Source organism: Shewanella sp. 10N.286.54.B9, assembly GCF_041468565.1.
Classification (GTDB): Bacteria; Pseudomonadota; Gammaproteobacteria; order Enterobacterales; family Shewanellaceae; genus Shewanella.
In genome coordinates, this window is the sequence record NZ_JBFRIY010000043.1 from 1 (window position 1) to 16,970 (window position 16,970).

Annotated in this window: 14 protein-coding genes; 3 read left to right on the forward strand and 11 right to left on the reverse strand. The window is 44.1% G+C overall.

The features are described 5' to 3' along the window. Positions 1-14 precede the first annotated feature (14 nt). The 11 genes from AB4135_RS15805 to AB4135_RS15855 all read right to left on the reverse strand — a co-directional run bounded on the left by AB4135_RS15805 (position 15) and on the right by AB4135_RS15855 (position 12,525). Positions 15-731 (reverse strand): SIMPL domain-containing protein, encoded by a 717-nt coding sequence (locus AB4135_RS15805; RefSeq protein WP_371994361.1) that lies wholly within the window; start codon positions 729-731, stop codon positions 15-17. 173 nt (positions 732-904) lie between these two features. Continuing rightward, entirely contained in the window at positions 905-2,182 is a 1,278-nt protein-coding gene (locus AB4135_RS15810) for an OmpP1/FadL family transporter (protein ID WP_371994363.1), read from the reverse strand. Positions 2,183-2,535: 353 nt separating this feature from the next. Further along, positions 2,536-3,987 carry a sodium/proline symporter PutP gene (putP, locus tag AB4135_RS15815; RefSeq protein ID WP_371994365.1) on the reverse strand — a complete coding sequence of 484 codons (1,452 nt, stop codon included), beginning with the start codon at positions 3,985-3,987 and terminating at the stop codon, positions 2,536-2,538. A gap of 135 nt (positions 3,988-4,122) precedes the next feature. After that, positions 4,123-4,827, reverse strand: a complete 705-nt coding sequence (locus AB4135_RS15820) for a DUF3379 domain-containing protein (RefSeq protein WP_371994367.1) — start codon at positions 4,825-4,827, stop codon at positions 4,123-4,125. Next, positions 4,820-5,383 (reverse strand): sigma-70 family RNA polymerase sigma factor, encoded by a 564-nt coding sequence (locus AB4135_RS15825; protein ID WP_371994369.1) that lies wholly within the window; start codon positions 5,381-5,383, stop codon positions 4,820-4,822. Before AB4135_RS15825 ends, AB4135_RS15820 begins: the two co-directional genes overlap by 8 nt. A 168-nt stretch (positions 5,384-5,551) precedes the next feature. Then, entirely contained in the window at positions 5,552-7,195 is a 1,644-nt protein-coding gene (locus AB4135_RS15830) for a BatD family protein (protein WP_371994370.1), read from the reverse strand. Beyond that, positions 7,189-9,111, reverse strand: coding sequence for a VWA domain-containing protein (locus tag AB4135_RS15835; protein WP_371994371.1), 1,923 nt, complete (start codon positions 9,109-9,111; stop codon positions 7,189-7,191). Before AB4135_RS15835 ends, AB4135_RS15830 begins: the two co-directional genes overlap by 7 nt. A 2-nt stretch (positions 9,112-9,113) precedes the next feature. Then, on the reverse strand, positions 9,114-10,118 hold the full coding sequence (locus AB4135_RS15840; protein WP_371994372.1) for a VWA domain-containing protein: 1,005 nt from the start codon (positions 10,116-10,118) through the stop codon (positions 9,114-9,116). Beyond that, positions 10,118-10,639 (reverse strand): DUF4381 domain-containing protein, encoded by a 522-nt coding sequence (locus AB4135_RS15845; protein ID WP_371994373.1) that lies wholly within the window; start codon positions 10,637-10,639, stop codon positions 10,118-10,120. The genes AB4135_RS15840 and AB4135_RS15845 overlap by 1 nt, the downstream gene beginning before the upstream one ends. Continuing rightward, positions 10,640-11,569, reverse strand: a complete 930-nt coding sequence (locus AB4135_RS15850) for a DUF58 domain-containing protein (protein WP_371994374.1) — start codon at positions 11,567-11,569, stop codon at positions 10,640-10,642. Then, positions 11,569-12,525, reverse strand: a complete 957-nt coding sequence (locus AB4135_RS15855; RefSeq protein ID WP_371994375.1) for an AAA family ATPase — start codon at positions 12,523-12,525, stop codon at positions 11,569-11,571. Before AB4135_RS15855 ends, AB4135_RS15850 begins: the two co-directional genes overlap by 1 nt. Positions 12,526-12,761: 236 nt before the next feature. On the opposite strand from AB4135_RS15855, the gene fadI reads away from it, so the two are divergent. From fadI to AB4135_RS15870, 3 genes are all read left to right on the forward strand, one after another. After that, positions 12,762-14,072, forward strand: coding sequence for an acetyl-CoA C-acyltransferase FadI (fadI, locus tag AB4135_RS15860; RefSeq protein ID WP_371994376.1), 1,311 nt, complete (start codon positions 12,762-12,764; stop codon positions 14,070-14,072). Positions 14,073-14,077: 5 nt separating this feature from the next. After that, positions 14,078-16,198: a fatty acid oxidation complex subunit alpha FadJ gene (gene fadJ, locus AB4135_RS15865; protein ID WP_371994378.1), complete on the forward strand. Its 2,121-nt coding sequence runs from the start codon at positions 14,078-14,080 to the stop codon at positions 16,196-16,198. Between the two features lie 185 nt (positions 16,199-16,383). Continuing rightward, entirely contained in the window at positions 16,384-16,584 is a 201-nt protein-coding gene (locus AB4135_RS15870; protein WP_371994380.1) for a hypothetical protein, read from the forward strand. Positions 16,585-16,970: the final 386 nt, after the last annotated feature.

Consider the following 16,970-nt stretch of genomic DNA (forward strand, 5'->3'; position numbering starts at 1 on the left):
AAGATCAACAGCCCCTAATCGTTGAGGTAGTAAGTCAAGGTCGACACGATACGTACCTTCTTTATGTAGGGAGTGTTGCTATCACGGTCGTTGATACTAAATTGGCCTTGCGCTGCTCTTTTGATCTTGCCTAATTTGGAGTCTGAATCTTTAGCAAATTTCTCTGCGACTTGACGCGCATTCTGTGTCGCTGATTGGATCATCTCAGGTTTAACATCATTAAGCTTAGTAAACAGAAACTGCGCTTTACTGCTGTAGTCTTGATCTGAAATTGCAATGCCTTCTTTAGCAAGCGACAGCATTTTAGTGCGGGCGGAAAGTAAAAGATCAATTTTATCGGTATAGAGTGATAATGAGACTCGAGCTGAATAACGATATTTCACATTAGGGTCTGAATACCCTTGGGCTAAACGGTCATCGATAGCAGGAAGGGAGATGGTTATCTCTGACTCATCAAAACCTTGCTGTTTTAAAAAGGCAGCAACTATCTCCGTTTTAGTTTGTACATTTTGATAGAGACTATCGAGATCGTTATCAACTTCGGTAAACCTGATTGGCCAGATGGCTATATTGGCTCGCACCTCTTTTTCAGCTAAGCCTTTAACGGTTACGGTGCGCTCCATTGATTTCATTTTGATAAGCTTATCGCCTACGGTATTACCAAGAAGCACCATGCCTAAGCAGAGTAAACTGCCAAGAATGAAGGCTGCAACAGCATTATTTTTAGTCATAACTGAAAGTTCCGTCTATATGAATATACCTAAATTGTAAATTTGGGCAGGATGAGTATGAAGAAGCTTAACGTTAGCAAGGATTATGGAATTGGTAAAATTAAAAGCAGTTCATTGAGGCAATAAAAAAGCCGCATACAATGCGGCTTTCAGTTTATACCATCTCAACTACTTTAGAATCTGTAGTTGTACTGCATAGAGTAGTATGTTGCGTTTGATATTGTAGTCGCATTGATTGGTCCCAGAATCGCACTGTTCTCAATAAGATCAGTCTCTTCACCGCGAACAAATGCGATACCAAAATCTAAGCTGGTGTGCTTAGATAGGTTGTATGTAGCACCTGCTGTGTACCATTGACGGTCTGAATCAGGGATAGAGATAGAGCTGATTTCGCCGACTACGCCTTGGTCAAACATGTAACCTGCACGCAGTGTCCAGCTGTCATTCAATGTGTAAGTACCACCAACGCTGAATAACCAAGAGTCATCCCAAGCATAAGTCTTAAGACTAGCTTCTGGAGCAACCGGAATACCACCTAAAGTACCATCAGTTACACTGATCTCATGGAAGTCACCCCATGTTGTCAGCTGTGCAGTATAATGCATAGCAAACTTTTCAGTTAGCTGATGAAAACCAGCAACTTGGAAAATGTCTGGGATTGGAATGTTTATTTCATCAAACATGACTGGGCCAACTTGTGGGTCAGTCATGCTAATATCGCCACTCGCTTTAAAGTCAGGGCTAAAGCGGTAGCTGGCACCAATACGGTGGTTCTCATTGATTTCATACACTGCGCCAACGATACCGCCAAATGCGACGCCATCGGCATCGACATCAACAAGATCGGTATGCTGAGGACCTGATAGTGTTGGTGTAGCACCACCACGTGTAAGCGTTCCTTCACCGTAAATAACATCAACACCAGCACCAACACTAAAGTGGTCATTAAAGCGATAAGAGGCACTTAGGTTAAAGTTAATAGTAGTAACTTCTGTTTTACCTAACAGATCAATTGGAGCTGGAATAACGCCGCCAATGATATTATTCGACAGTTCAGTGGTATCGGTACCTGTACCGAAGTTGCTGAACATGGCAACGCCGTAGGCAAACTTGTCATTGACTGGGCTGACATAGTAAAAGTTAGGGATGATTTTGGCTTCAGCCGCGTCATCAACACTACCAAAGTGCACGTCACCCATAGCGACATCTTTAACTTCTACTTGTACGTCAGCATAAGTTAAGCCCATTGATAATTGCTTTTCATTAAACAACGCCATAGCAGCTGGGTTACGTGATAGTACTGATGCGTTGTCAGCAATGACAGCATCACCGGCAAAAGCGCGGCCGATACCTGTTGCTGACTGGCTGTTAAGTTGGAAACCTGCAGCCATTGATTGAGTACTGACTAAAGCAACTGATACCGCAATAAGAGTCTTGTTGAAATACTTCATTATTATCATCTCTATTATTTTTGGTCTTGCTTATATAAGTGCTAATTCTAAATTAACTGCAAGATCCACTTGTTAGACCAGTGCATATTAGGTAGGTAAGGGCGAGCTAACAACTCCGACCAGAGGTAAAAAATTGTTAATTATTAGTTAATTGAGACGTTTAGATATTTAAAAAATCATTCTTTCGATTGAATAAGGCGAAAGAAGCTATATAGCATAATGGTTTGGGAGATATTTAAGGTTTAACTTATGGTTAAGAGTATGTAACGCTGGATTTTTTGTTGATGTAAATTAAAAGATAAAAAAAAGCGTACAGATGTACGCTTTATTAGGGAAATGGGTAATTTACACTATTAAAGTTTAGCTTCGAACTCGCTAAATTGTGCTTTTACTTTATCAGATGGAGCCTGTAACTTGCTGACTAGCACGCCTGCGATGGTAGCAAATAGGAAGCCTGGTAGGATTTCATACAGCTCAAATATTCCGCCGCTAAGTTGTTTCCAAACTACGACGGTAACAGCACCGACAACAATTGTTGCTACAGCGCCATTGCGGCTGTAATCACGCCAGAAAAGCGACATCAATACCACAGGACCAAATGCAGCGCCAAAACCCGCCCAAGCATAACTAACCAGACCAAGTACGCTGCTTTCCGGGTTGAGGGCGACAACACCCGCGATGACGGCAATGGCGAGCACGCCAATACGACCCACAAGCATAAGCTCTTTACTTTCAGCCTGAGGACGCAACCATTTCTTATAGAAATCTTCAGTTATTACGCTTGAACAAACCAACAACTGTGAATCAATTGTGCTCATAATCGCCGACAGAATGGCTGCTATCAGTAATCCGCCAATCCAAGGATTAAAGGCGGCGTGTGCTAAGTGAATAAATACCGTTTCAGGGTTTTCTAATGGTTCAGCGGCAAAGTAAAGGGTTCCAGCAAGGCCGGTCGCTAAGGCGCCAAATAGCGCTACGACCATCCAGCTCATTGCAATGCGGCGCGACACCGTAATATCGTTGGCAGAGCCAATGGCCATGAAACGCGATAAAATATGGGGCTGACCAAAGTAACCTAGTCCCCAAGCGAGCAGAGATATTAAACCGATAAAGGTGGTGTTTTCGCTAAATAGCGACAGCATTGCAGGATCTAATGTTTCAAACCCTTGTTGTGTTTCAGGCTGGCTAAAGATCGCAACCGGAACAATCAACAGAGCGACTAACATTAGACAACCTTGGAAAAAGTCGGTCCAGCTAACAGCAAAGAATCCGCCAACAAAGGTGTAAGCGACAATAATGGTTGAACCTATGATGAGGGCTAATGTGTAATCAAGGCCGAAGACTTTTTCAAAAAGAATAGCGCCACCTACCATCCCAGATGATGCGTAAAAGGTGAAAAAGACTAAGATAGTTACCGCTGACACTAACTTGAGTATGCCTTTGCTATCTTCAAATCGTTTTTCAAAGAAATCGGGTAAGGTAAGGGCGTTATCGGTAAATTCGGTATAAATACGTAATCTTTTAGCGACAAAGAGCCAGTTAAGCCAAGCACCAAAAACCAGTCCAAATCCTATCCAAGCTTCCCCCAAACCGCCTAAGTAAACTGCGCCGGGTAATCCGAGAAGTAGCCAGCCAGACATATCTGATGCGCCGACACTCAACGCGGTGACGCCTGGCCCCATGCCACGACCACCCAAAATATAATCGTCTACTGAATCCGTTGCTTTATAAGCCCAAAGGCCGATCCCCATCATTAAAGCTAGATAGCCAATGAAGGTTATTAAAATGGGTAATTCTATGGTCATGAGATATTTACGCTTTTATCATTTTTAGTTGTGGCGCTATGCTAGCAGATATTTGAGCTATAGCTCAATAATTGATGGGAGTGTGATTGAGATCTAACCAGTAGCGCAAAGATAGCGCCACTGGTTGTAAACGGTTTAGATAAATGTTTGCTTAATCTCGTTCTTCACGTAATTAAGGTCTTCAGTTCCTTCACCAACAAGTAACATGTAGGCATTGTCCGTTTCGAAGCCCATTCCTTTATATTTGTTATCAGCAAAAGCTTCGTCAAGCACCATTCTATCTTCTAGAGGTACGATGAACAGGGTAACTTTGCCTGATTCGCCTTGCATGACTAGGTGCAGACTCTGTACGCCCTGAAAATCACAGTAAGTGCTATAAAACACTTTTCCTGGCTGCTGGGTGAACTTCATGTTACTACTGCTATTTAAAGACGCTAACTGAAAATTAACATCTTGATATTGAACATTTTGATCAACGTGTAGTGCTTTATCTTCATGGTAAACATGAGCTAATGCATGCTGTCCTAAATCGACGGGTCCCATTCTTAATAAGGTAAAAGTAATACCTGCTAAAAATGCTACTGAGGCGACCATTGCAAATGCAAAGCCTGTTTTACGGCGCTGAGAATGATGATGCTGTAACTGTTGGCGCAGTAGTAGTTTAGCCGCAAGATCATCGGGCACATCAATCTTAAGCGCATTTTCGATTTTGTTATCTAAGCCTTTTAAGTCATTTAAAAAAGCTTCTCTTTCAGCCGATTCCATTGCTGCTTGAAGGAACTCGGGATCTTGGTTATTTGGCTCACCATAAGCTTGGCGGCGAAATTTAAGTTCATCCATTGGATTGACCTCTGATAGTCGGTTGTTCGAGTACATCTTTAAGCTGGTTTCTAGCTCTAAATAAACGTGTCATTACGGTGTTTCGATTGAGATCTAATATTTTAGCTATCTCTTCACCACTGAAACCGCCTATCACTTGCAGTAATAGTGGTTCACGATATTCAAGTTCCAACTTTGAAATCTGTCTCTGCAATAAGTGTTGTTCTGCATGCTCTTCAGTGCTTCCTGAGAACGTATCTTCGATAAATTCCTGTTCGACATCTGAATAATTAAACTGTTTACGCTCAAACCGGCGTGCATTCTCACGACGAAGGATAGTGATCAGCCATGCTTTAGCTGCTTTTTCATCTTTCAATGAATCAAGCGAGCGCCAAGCGCGCAGAAAGGTTTCTTGAGTGATATCTTCAGCGATATGTTTATCGCCGCATAGCCAATAGGCATAACGGTATATATCGGTATGAAGTGCCCTGACAAGGCTATCGTATCGTCTTTGTTTGCTAACCATGTCTGAAGAGACCGTGGAGCTAGACTTTTTATTTCGCCAACTATCAAACATTTTTACTTTTTTCTAACTGGATCAATATTTCACAGCTTAACCTTGTTCAACTTCGAATACCAATTGCAGGTACATAAAGTCTAAATTAGCTGATAAAGAAGCCATTTATATAAAAAACGCTCCCAAAGGAGCGTCTTGTTATGATTTGCAGTAGATAATTCTGAACCGTTAGGGTTTTGGGTTTAAAGCGCTAAGAGCAGAAGTGTGTTGCTGCTTATTGGTCGCTTTTGCTGATAATGCTAGTTTTAACAGTAGCGGATAATCGATTTTAGTACTCTGTTCGCTATAGGCAGATTGTTGTAAAGCGATAACCATGCTTGATAGCTCAGTTGATTGCTTGGCAATATCTTGCAGAGTCATCGGTTTTGCATATACATCAGCAAAATAAGCTGTTAATGCGTTAATAACAGCGGTTGGGTCTTTCGCTGCGCAGCTGCTTTCAAGTGCTTTACGGCTATTTACTGGCTGTGTGACCTTGTCGTTTTCTACTGGTTGGGAGTTTTGCGGCTGTTGCTTTCTAGCATTTAGCCACAGCATTAATGTCACCAACCACAAGATAGCCAGTATCGCGCTTACCCAAGGCCAGTAGCCTGCGCCTGTATAAGCTGCTGTATTGGTTGCAGTATTAGTGATTTCAGGGCGGGTAGCTATTTCTGTTGCGTCACCTGTTACCACTACTGTGCGCGCTGGCAAAGTTGCATATTGCTGTTGTTTTAGATGCGGATTCCACCATGGGACTTTAATAGCGGGTAACGTATAGGTTCCTGCTTTTGTCGCAACAATAGCGGTTGTTTGCGTCAGTTGCGAAACCATCTGTTTATCACGAACAAACGACTTTCTCTGCGGCTTTTCAGGGTATGATTTAAGTGCTGAAGGCATCGAAAGCTGCAATTCTGGCAAGCTGGTCTCATCGGCATTGGAGGCCAATAAGGTTAAGGTTCGAGTAATCGGGTCGCCGACTTTATATTCGACAGGTGATTCTGGCCAGTCTTCTTTTAGTACCACTAAGTCTGATACTAACCATTGGCCTTGGTATTCAACAGGTTCGGGATTGATGAGTACCACTGATTTGGGGGCTTGTGTTTGCGTAGGTCTACTTTCATTGAATGAAAACATGCCGCCATTGCGCTTGGCTTGCACCAGTACATCGCCAGAGAAGCTAGCACCGTTGATAGTGAGCTCACCTGGTTGGTCAGCGACAATGGAATAGGCCCGCTCTATGACTCGATAGCGTTTGCCATTGATTATTTCATTACTGTCTTTATCTTCACCAAGTTGCTTTATTTGGGCACCTTGTAACACAGGGGCACTCAGTACGCCTCGTTGCAGTTCAAGAGCAAGAAAAAGCTTAACTCTATAGGTCAGCATTTGCCCGACGTAAGCTTCTTCAGACGATAAGCTGGCACGCATAAAAATATCTTGTTTCTGCTGCGGTTGGCTGTTTCTATCCACCACTGAAAGGGTAATTGGATCTGAGCTGACTCCTTGTATCTGAAAGGCCGGAATTGTGATGTTGCCACGAGTTTTAGGCGATATCAGTACTTGCCAGCGGGTTTCGTTTCGAGCATCAAAATTCATTATCTGTTTGCTGCGGCTGATACTCGTTCGACCAACAATGAAATCTTTAAGCAGTGCAGAGGTGTTGAGCTCGCCACTATTTAAATCGTCATCCGCAACCACAGTTAATACGAGCGATTCACCTTCGATGACCGGGTTTCGATCAACAGATGCTTGCAAGCTCGTAATTGCATAGGCGGGCGCTGTAGCCGTAATCGCAAGAATAAAGAGTACCAGTATATGTCGAATTACCACTGTTGGTTTTCCTTGGTGTTAATGCCTTGGCGGCGTCGTTTTTGATATTCAAGCTGCATCTTATTACGCAGTAATACTTGTGGATCGTCAGCAATTGCTCTTAAAGCTCTTTCCATTTCTGGTGGTAGTGGCTCATCTGAGGGAGTTGCGGGTACCATAGAGGCGGGTTCACCGCCCTGTTGTGAGTCTTCAGCTCCATTAGTTTGTTGAGCATTAGCTGATTGTGGATTTTCCTGTGACTCATCTTCAGGGGTTTTGTCATCAGACGCTTTGGCTTCCATGGGCGCTTCGTTACTATTAGGCTTATCTTGTTCAGCATCACTCGTGCCACTCTGCTGCGACTCATCGTTAGCATCTTCGCCGGAGTTTGTATCATCTGACGGTTGTTGCTTTTGCTCTTCCTGACCACTGTCTGAGTCTGAACTGCTATCATCGGATTCTTTATCACTTTGCTGACCGTCATCAGGTTGTTGCTCATCACTCTTTTGTTGTTGATCCTCTGAGTTTTGTTTTTCATCTGAGCTTTGTTTTTCATCTGAATTTTTCTGCTTGTCACCTTCGCTTTGAGGATCTTGCTGCTGTTGTAATTGCTTAGCCAATGCAAGGTTTTGCTGTGCGGCGTCCATATCAGGTGCTAACTCAAGAGCTTTTTGATAGCGCTTTTCAGCTTTATCATATTGACCAAGCTGCATCAGCGCATTGCCTTGGTTATAGAGACCGTTGGCAGAGCTGTCTTGCTCAAACCCTGTTAGTGCTTGATCATATTGTCCCGCTTTATAATGAGAACTTGCCTGCCACTGAGCTTGCTCGAATTTTTGCGCTGCGGCTTCATATTGCTCGGCTTGGTAGTCTTTAGCCGCTTGCTGATCTTGAGTCTGCCACAAATCATCCCAACTGTTAGCATAAACGGGTTGTGTTGGTTGTAAAACTATCAGCAAAGCGACTGTACCAAGTAATCCATGCCTGAAACTGAGAAGGGCTGGCAGCAGCAATAACAGTGCGATATAACCGCCAAGATCTTGCCAGACTTCACCTTGTCTATCACTCGCTTTTGTATCTTTAGTGGTGGCCAGCCAATCGACAAGTTGAGTAATATCTTGACCGTCTGCACGTGTTGCGATGACGGTACCATTACTGGCAGAAGCTAGTTTGTTTAATAATCCAAAATCAGTCTTTGCGACAACCACTTGGTTAGCATTATCACGTAGCAGTTGGCCGTCAGGCAGCTTAATTGGTGCGCCTTGTTCACTGCCGAATGCTAGAATTCCTAACCGATAGCCACTGCCTTCTAACACTGATTGAGCGGCACTGAGTTGGGAAGGGGAAATCCCATCGGTAAATAAAATCACATCACCACTAATATGCCCGCTCTGACTTAATAGAGATTTAGCATGCTCAAGTGCGGCTGCTATATTAGAGCCTTTTGTTGGCATGATGCTCGGGGTTAACGTTGGGAGTAGGTTTAATAGCGTGGCGTTATCTCGAGTTAGCGGGCTAATAGTAAATGCATCACCTGCGTAAGCGACAAGTCCAGTTTCACCTTCTGCAATCGATCCGAGTAGATCTGTTGCTCGGTACTTTGATTGCGTCAACCGGTTAGGTGAAAGGTCATTGGCATACATAGACAGGGACATATCCATCACCATGACTCGACCTTGTGCTGACTCGTAAACTGGCAGCGCCGTTTTTTCAATCGCGGGGCCAGAAAGAGCAACAACAGCGATACACCATGCCATTGCAAGGTATGCAATATTATGGCTACGTTTTTTATCAGTGCGACTAAGCAATATGCTTGCTAAGTGAGGGGCTATATATTGATCCCAACTGGAACTAGCACCGTGATTCTTTTTAATAAATATTAACAATATAGCCAGTGGGATGAGCGCTAATAGCCATTCAGGGCGTATAAAATGCATGCTTAACGGCCTCTCGATGGCTGGTTGGACTTGTTGCTAAAAACAGATAGCTGTCCAAGGCTTTTAAATATAGTGAGCAATAACGCTAAGCCTAGTGGCCAATAAAACAGTTCTGATTGTGGTCGGTAACTGAGTTGCTCTCGACTAATTGGTTCTAGTTTGTCGATCTCTTGATAGATGCGCTCAAGCTCTTCGGTATTGCGGGCGCGGAAATAGCTACCACCCGTTTTCTCTGCTATCTGTTTAAGCTGGGTCTCATCTAAATCCATTGAAGGATTAACTCGTTCTTTGCCAAAAAGAGTACGACGCTCCATGACTTCTGCGCCAACACCGACGGTGTATATGGTGATCCCTCTTTTGGCTGCAATATCGGTTGCTTGTTCTGGTGATATGGAGCCTGCGTTGTTAGAGCCATCAGTCAGTAAAATAAGCACTCTATTACTGTTTTCTACTTGGTCAAAGCGTTTAACACCGAGCGCAATAGCTTCGCCTATTGCGGTTTGCCTGCCTACCAAACCTATCTCGGCCTCGTTTAAGTACTGAGCGACTGTACGTCGATCTTGGGTGAGGGGAGACTGTAAATAAGCATGATCTGCAAATAAGATAAGGCCGATGCGATCGCCTTTTCGGCGCTCGATAAATTGGCTTATCACATGTTGAATGAGGGTAAACCTGTCGGTGACTTTGCCGTCAATGACCATATCTTCAATCTGCATGCTGCCTGATAAGTCTACCGATAGCATTAGATCTCGCCCTTTGCTAGGCAACTCTATCGGCTCTCCCATCCATAATGGTCTTGCTACTGCTAAGACTAATAGTACCCACACCAGCCAATAGCCCTTAGTTGATGAACTCTGAACTTTATTCGGTATGCTTTGTGCTTCAATATCGCTACCGGGAAGGTAAAGGTGGCCACCTAATTTAGCCTGCTGCTGTTGCTGTTTTTTTCTCAGTAATAGTGGCAGGGGTAACAGCAGTAGTAACCAAGGGAGTGCTAAGGTCAACATTATTTAACCTCCACTTGAGACAGATTAATAGAAGTCGTTTTAGTGGTTGACAGAGGTAATGCATTTTTTAGCCACTGCTCGGCGTACTGTTTTAAAGCGATAGCTTGTGACTCGGTTAATGGTTGTCGCTGGTAGCTAAGACTGAGTAATTCACACAACTCAGTCGCCGGTTGTTTAACTTGTTGGCTAAGCCAATCATGCCACGCGCTGCCTGATAAACTCGCCACTAAATCGCGTTCGCAATAGCTCATTGCCGCGCGCTTTAACACTGCACTGACGTTAACAATATAATTAGCGGCATTAAGGTCGAGTTCAGCGAGCTCGACTAACGCCGCTCGTTTGGCAGCGTTGTGTTGTCGGCGTTTACTCAAGTAGACAAATATCGCAATCGATGACATAAGCGCGATGACGATGAGGATCCAATAGCCATAGGCAATTGGCCATAGACCAATTTCAACTGGAGTCTGAATATCTTGCAGCGATGCTAAGGCCGGATTTGCTGCAGGTGTTTGTAGCGCCATCTATCTGAATGCTCCGAGCTGTTGGTTGAGGCGTTTACCTGCATCAATAAAGCGAGTTTCAACGTTTATCTTTTGCATCATATTGGTGAATTTCGCTTTGATTTTTTGTTGACTTTGTAACCATTGCTCATAACTGTGTCTGTCGATAATGCGTTCTTTTCCGCCGTCTTTAACTGGTAGTTGAAAGTGTTTTGGCAATGCAAGATTACCTTCCCGCAACGGGTCGGTAATTAAAAAAGCGCCCATATCACAGTGGCGTTTTAGATCTGACAACATGGCTAAACATGCGGGACTAAAGTGGCCTCCATCTGAGACTATCCAGATTAGTGACCCTGGCTTGGCAATACGCCTTAATCGCTTACAGGCATTTAGCATGTGCTCGGGATCTGGCTCTTGTTCCAACAGCGAGGTAAGTTGACGCTGATGAAGTTGCTTAATCGCTGAAACTAATTGCAATATTCCTTGCTGACGACTGCGAGGTTTGAGCTCAATATGTTCCTGCTCAGTGGCGATGATAGCGCCGATCCTGTCGCCGTGTAATATCGCGTTCCAGCCCAGCGTGGTCGCAACATGAGCGGCTTGCACAGCTTGTAATAACAAGCTGGAGCCAAAGTACAAGCTATGGCTCAGATCCAACAAGATAATAATTGGCCGTTCTCGTTCCTCGACAAACAGCTTGGTGTGGGCTTTGCCGGTTCTAGCCGTTACGCGCCAATCAATTGTGCGCACGTCATCACCACTTTGGTAATGCCGAACTTCAGCAAACTCCATCCCGCGGCCTTTGATTGCACTTGAGCGATGTCCGGCCAAATTAGCTTTAGCCTTAGCCCTTTTTTCTGGTAAGGCTCGTGCTATGTTTTGGCATGCGAGTAGCTCTTTTTCAGTGATGTTGATGCCATCAGCGAAAAGAGGCAGATCTGAATTGAGCATTAAGGTACCGCAACCTGAGAAAGAATATGGTTAATCACATCATCTGCTGATATGCCGTCCGCTTGTGCTTGATAGCTAAGCAGTAATCTATGGCGTAATACATTGGGCGCAACCGCTTGAATATCCTCTGGTGACACAAAGTCGCGCTCATATAGATAAGCGCGAGCTCTGGCACAGCGCTCAAGCGAAATGGTTGCGCGTGGGCTAACACCATATTCAAGCCAACTTGCAAGTTCGGCGCTATAGGCAGCGGGCTGACGTGTTGCCATTACAATGTCGACGATATATTTTTCAAGTGGTTCTGCGAGGTAGATCTGTAATGCTTGCTCTCTGGCAGCAAAAATATCACCTTGAATAATCGGCGTCATGGTCGGGATTTCTTGCTTTAATGCTTCGTTACGCGACAAACGTAAAATTTCAAATTCTGTTTCTGCACTTGGGTAGTCAAGATTAAGGTGCATCAAAAAGCGATCTAACTGTGCTTCTGGAAGCGGGTAAGTCCCTTCATTCTCTAGTGGGTTCTGCGTTGCCATCACCAAAAATAACTCTGGCAGTGGGTAGCTATTCTTGCCAACTGTCACTTGGTTTTCTGCCATTGCTTCAAGCAGAGCAGACTGAACCTTTGCTGGGGCTCGGTTAATTTCATCTGCCAGTATTAGATTATGAAATATCGGGCCAGCTTCAAACTCGAAGGTAGCAGTTTGAGCACGATAAATATCTGTGCCCGTTAAATCCGCAGGCAATAAGTCAGGGGTAAACTGAATTCGGTGAAAGTCGCCTTCGACACCGTCACACAAAGCTTTAACTGCACGAGTCTTAGCAAGGCCTGGAGGCCCTTCTACCAGTAAGTGTCCATCGGCGATGAGCGCTATCAGTAAATTCTCAGTTAATGTCGGTTGTCCGAGAATAACGGTATTTAAGTATTCGCGTAGTGCATGAAATCGACTCAAAGGCATGATGGTACTCAATTTATTATGTATAGAGACTATGGACAACCTCTATGGTAAATAATTCAATTGGGTTTTGGCTAGTGTTAAAAAACAAACAAGTGTTTAAAATTTTTCATTTAAAAGTTAGAATCAGATCACACTTTAATGGTCAGACCTGTTTGTTGGTTATTTTGCAGGTTTCTCAGGGATATAAAAAAGCGAGCAACTTCAAGGGTTAGCGACGCAGAACAAGAGGGCGAAAAATGAGTGAAAGACAGCAATTAACTAACGCTAGAGGCGAACGAATCGCGATTGTATCGGGATTAAGAACGCCATTTGCTAAACAAGCGACCGCATTTCATGGCGTATCTGCGTTAGATATGGGCAAAATGGTCGTTAATGAACTAATTTCACGTTCAGAACTGGACCCTAAACTGATTGAACAGCTTGTATATGGTCAAGTTGTACAAATGCCTGCGGCACCCAATATAGCGCGTGAGATTGTTTTGGGTACTGGCATGGATATCAGTACTGATGCCTATAGTGTCACTCGCGCCTGTGCAACCAGCTTCCAATCAACAGTGAATGTTGCAGAGTCAATCTTGACCGGTAATATGGAAATCGGTATCGCAGGGGGCTCTGATTCATCTTCAGTATTACCAATTGGCGTCTCTAAAAAGCTTGCACATGCGCTGGTTGATCTCAATAAAGCACGTAGCTTTGGCCAGAAGTTATCAATTTTCCGCCGTTTAGGTTTAAAAGATCTATTGCCTGTGCCGCCTGCTGTTGCCGAGTATTCAACTGGTTTGTCAATGGGGCAAACGGCAGAGCAGATGGCAAAAACTTACAACATTAGTCGTGCAGACCAAGATGCATTGGCTCATCGCTCTCATACGTTAGCGACTGAAACATGGAACGCTGGCAAGCTTGCCGAAGAAGTGATGGCCGCTCATGTACCACCGTATAAAGCATTTATCGATCGTGATAATAATATCCGTGAGAACTCTAAGCTTGAATCCTACGCAAAACTTCGACCAGCGTTTGACCGCAAACATGGTTCGGTTACAGCGGCAAACAGTACTCCGTTAACCGACGGTGCATCTGCGGTATTGTTAATGAGTGAAGGCCGTGCTAAAGCGCTAGGTTATACCCCAATTGGCTATATTAAGAGTTATGCGTTTACTGCCATAGATGTGTGGCAAGATATGCTAATGGGACCTTCCTATGCTACGCCAATGGCACTTAAGCGCGCGGGTATGGAATTAGAAGATCTGACGCTTATTGAAATGCATGAAGCGTTTGCGGCACAAACATTAGCCAATATGCAGATGTTTGGTTCGAAGAAATTTGCCGAAGAGAAACTTGGTCGTAACCGCGCGATTGGTGAGATCGATATGAGCAAATTTAATGTATTAGGCGGCTCACTTGCTTATGGACATCCTTTTGCTGCAACAGGTACACGACTGATCACTCAAGTGTGTCATGAGCTTAAGCGCCGTGGCGGTGGAACGGGTCTAGCGACTGCATGTGCAGCGGGTGGTTTAGGCGCAGCAATGATAGTTGAAGTGGAGTAATTGAAATGGAAAAGACATTTAATTTAGCTCGCCGTGAAGATGGTATTGCCATTTTGACCATGGATGTACCTGGCGAGACGATGAACACGTTGCGCAGTGAGTTTGGCCCTGAGATTAGTGAGATGCTTGCTGAAATTAAGCAAGACAGCAGTATCAAAGGTTTAGTGTTGGTGTCTGGCAAGAAAGACTCTTTCGTTGCTGGTGCCGATATATCAATGCTAGATGCTTGTGAGACCGCTGTGGATGCTAAGTTGTTATCACAGCAAGGACACGTGGTTTTTAATGAGCTAGAAAACTTATCGATTCCAGTCATTGCTGCGATAAATGGCGCTTGTTTGGGCGGTGGGTTAGAGTTGGCACTCGCATGTCATCAGCGAGTTTGTAGCTTAAATAGCAAAACAATGATGGGTGTACCAGAAGTACAACTAGGTTTACTGCCTGGCGGTGGTGGTACTCAGCGTTTACCGCGTTTGGTCGGCATTACAACGGCATTAGATATGATGCTAACGGGTAAGCAGATCAGACCTAAACAAGCCGTAAAAATGGGCTTAGTCGATGATGCGGTGCCTGAGTCGATATTAATACGCACTGCGATTGAAATGGCGTTGGCCGGCAAACGCCCAGCCAAAAAGAAAAAGCAGACATTTATCAACAAAATGCTTGAAGGCAGCAGTGCAGGCCGAAATATTATTTTTGATCAAGCTGGTAAACAAGTCGCTAAGAAAACCCAGGGCAATTATCCTGCTCCAGCCAAGATCATCGATTGTGTTCGTCAAGGTATGACTAAAGGCATGATTAAAGGTTTAGAAGTGGAAGCAAGTCACTTCTCTGATCTAGTTATGTCGAAAGAATCTGAAGCTTTGAGAAGTATTTTCTTTGCCACGACTGAAATGAAAAAAGAGACTGGCGCTGGTGATGTCGAACCTCGTAAAGTCAAAAAAGCGATGATCTTAGGTGGTGGTTTGATGGGAGGCGGTATTGCTTCTGTAACGACTACTAAAGCAAAAATTCCGGCTCGGGTTAAAGACATTAGTGAGACAGGTTTAAGTAACGCGCTATCTTACGCATACAAGTTGCTGGATAAAGGTGTTAAGCGCCGCCATATGACACCCGCTGTGCGTGATAACTTGATGGCATTGATGACCACTACGACAGAATATAAAGGGATTAAAGATGCTGATATCGTCGTTGAGGCAGTATTTGAGGATCTATCCCTTAAACATCAAATGGTTAAAGATGTAGAACGAGAATGTGGTGAAAACACCATTTTCGCTTCAAATACTTCATCACTGCCAATATCACAAATTGCTGAAGCGGCAGCTCGTCCTGAGAACGTTATTGGCTTGCATTATTTCTCGCCAGTAGAAAAGATGCCGTTGGTTGAAGTTATTGCCCATGAAAAAACCTCTGCCGAGACGATTGCCACAACGGTTGCGTTCGCACGCAAACAGGGTAAAACACCTATTGTGGTTCAAGATGGCGCAGGTTTTTACGTAAACCGTATTCTGGCTCTGTACATGAATGAAGCTGCTCAACTGTTGCTAGAAGGGCAGAGCGTAGAACATTTAGATAAAGCCTTGGTAAAATTTGGTTTCCCAGTCGGACCAATGACACTGCTTGATGAAGTCGGTATTGATGTTGGCGCTAAAATTTCACCTATTTTGGAAGCTGAACTTGGTGAGCGCTTCAAGGCGCCATCAGCATTTGATAAGTTGTTAGCTGATGACCGTAAAGGACGTAAAAACGGTAAGGGTTTCTATCAATATGGTAGTAAGAAAAAAGCAAAAGAAGTCGACAGCAGTGTATACACAGTACTTGGGTTAACTCCGGGGCAAAATAGTGATGCGAGTGAGCTTGCTCAACGCTGTGTAGTTCAAATGCTTAATGAAGCGGTGAGATGTTTAGAAGAGGGCATAATTGCCTCGGCTCGAGATGGTGATATTGGTGCCATATTTGGGATTGGCTTCCCACCTTTCTTAGGTGGTCCATTCCATTACATTGACACGCTCGGCCCTGCTAAATTGGTGGAGATCTTAAGTGGATATCAATCTCAGTTTGGTGACCGCTTCGCGCCTGCAGAATTACTAAAGCAGATGGTTAATGAGCAGAGCTACTTCTTCAAGTAATGCTTAAATAACCTCAAAAGTGTCAAAAAATTAACAATGCGGCTACATATAGCCGCATTTTTTATATTAAGCGGCAATAAATTGACTAAAAAACACTCTCTTTTAGGTGTTAGAGAGGATATAATGCCCAGCTTGAATGGTTTTAAGGTATGGACGCTGACTTATTTGATGTGAGGTTTAGGTAAGTGGTATTGCCAATTGTTTTATTTTTAGTTTTATCTAGTTTTTTACTTGGACAGGCAGCGTTTAATGCTGGTTTACCAGTAAAACGCTGGGCATTCGCTGGCGCGTTGTTTGGCCCGGCTGCCTATCCGCTGCTTAATTCGCATAAGCAATTGGCTTATCGTAAAGCGATGGGTAAACAGGGCACATTCATTAACATGTGAACAGCTGTAATGGATACAAACAAAAAAAGGAGCTTAGCTCCTTTTTTTGTTTGTATTACCCGTCATAAATTTCAGCTGATACTTAGTTCCACCAACCTTTGGCAGGGATAACTTCTAGGTGATTTAGCCCTTCAGGTAGCTTAACTTTCTTACGAGCTGGTTTTGCGAGACCTAGAATTTGCATAATTGAATCAAACATAATTTATTCTCCTTTATGCCGCAGCTTGGTTAAGAACTTTGATGTGCGGTACGCCAGCGGTTTGCAGTGGTTTCACCTTGATGTGCGGTACGCCAGCGGTTTGCAGTGGTTTCACCTTGATGTGCGGTACGCCAGCGGTTTGCAGTGGTTTCACCTTGATGTGCGGTACGCCAGCGGTTTGCAGTGG

Excerpts from the sequence above, each read along its gene's own strand:
- AB4135_RS15840 (WP_371994372.1), bottom strand. The coding sequence starts at position 10,118 with ATGTTGACCTTAGCACTCCCTTGGTTACTACTGCTGTTACCCCTGCCA.
- AB4135_RS15850 (WP_371994374.1), bottom strand. The coding sequence starts at position 11,569 with ATGCTCAATTCAGATCTGCCTCTTTTCGCTGATGGCATCAACATCACT.
- AB4135_RS15820 (WP_371994367.1), bottom strand. The coding sequence starts at position 4,827 with ATGGATGAACTTAAATTTCGCCGCCAAGCTTATGGTGAGCCAAATAAC.
- AB4135_RS15835 (WP_371994371.1), bottom strand. The coding sequence starts at position 9,111 with ATGCATTTTATACGCCCTGAATGGCTATTAGCGCTCATCCCACTGGCT.
- AB4135_RS15845 (WP_371994373.1), bottom strand. The coding sequence starts at position 10,639 with ATGGCGCTACAAACACCTGCAGCAAATCCGGCCTTAGCATCGCTGCAA.
- AB4135_RS15810 (WP_371994363.1), bottom strand. The coding sequence starts at position 2,182 with ATGAAGTATTTCAACAAGACTCTTATTGCGGTATCAGTTGCTTTAGTC.
- fadI (WP_371994376.1), top strand. The coding sequence starts at position 12,762 with ATGAGTGAAAGACAGCAATTAACTAACGCTAGAGGCGAACGAATCGCG.
- fadJ (WP_371994378.1), top strand. The coding sequence starts at position 14,078 with ATGGAAAAGACATTTAATTTAGCTCGCCGTGAAGATGGTATTGCCATT.
- AB4135_RS15855 (WP_371994375.1), bottom strand. The coding sequence starts at position 12,525 with ATGCCTTTGAGTCGATTTCATGCACTACGCGAATACTTAAATACCGTT.
- AB4135_RS15825 (WP_371994369.1), bottom strand. The coding sequence starts at position 5,383 with ATGTTTGATAGTTGGCGAAATAAAAAGTCTAGCTCCACGGTCTCTTCA.
- AB4135_RS15805 (WP_371994361.1), bottom strand. The coding sequence starts at position 731 with ATGACTAAAAATAATGCTGTTGCAGCCTTCATTCTTGGCAGTTTACTC.
- putP (WP_371994365.1), bottom strand. The coding sequence starts at position 3,987 with ATGACCATAGAATTACCCATTTTAATAACCTTCATTGGCTATCTAGCT.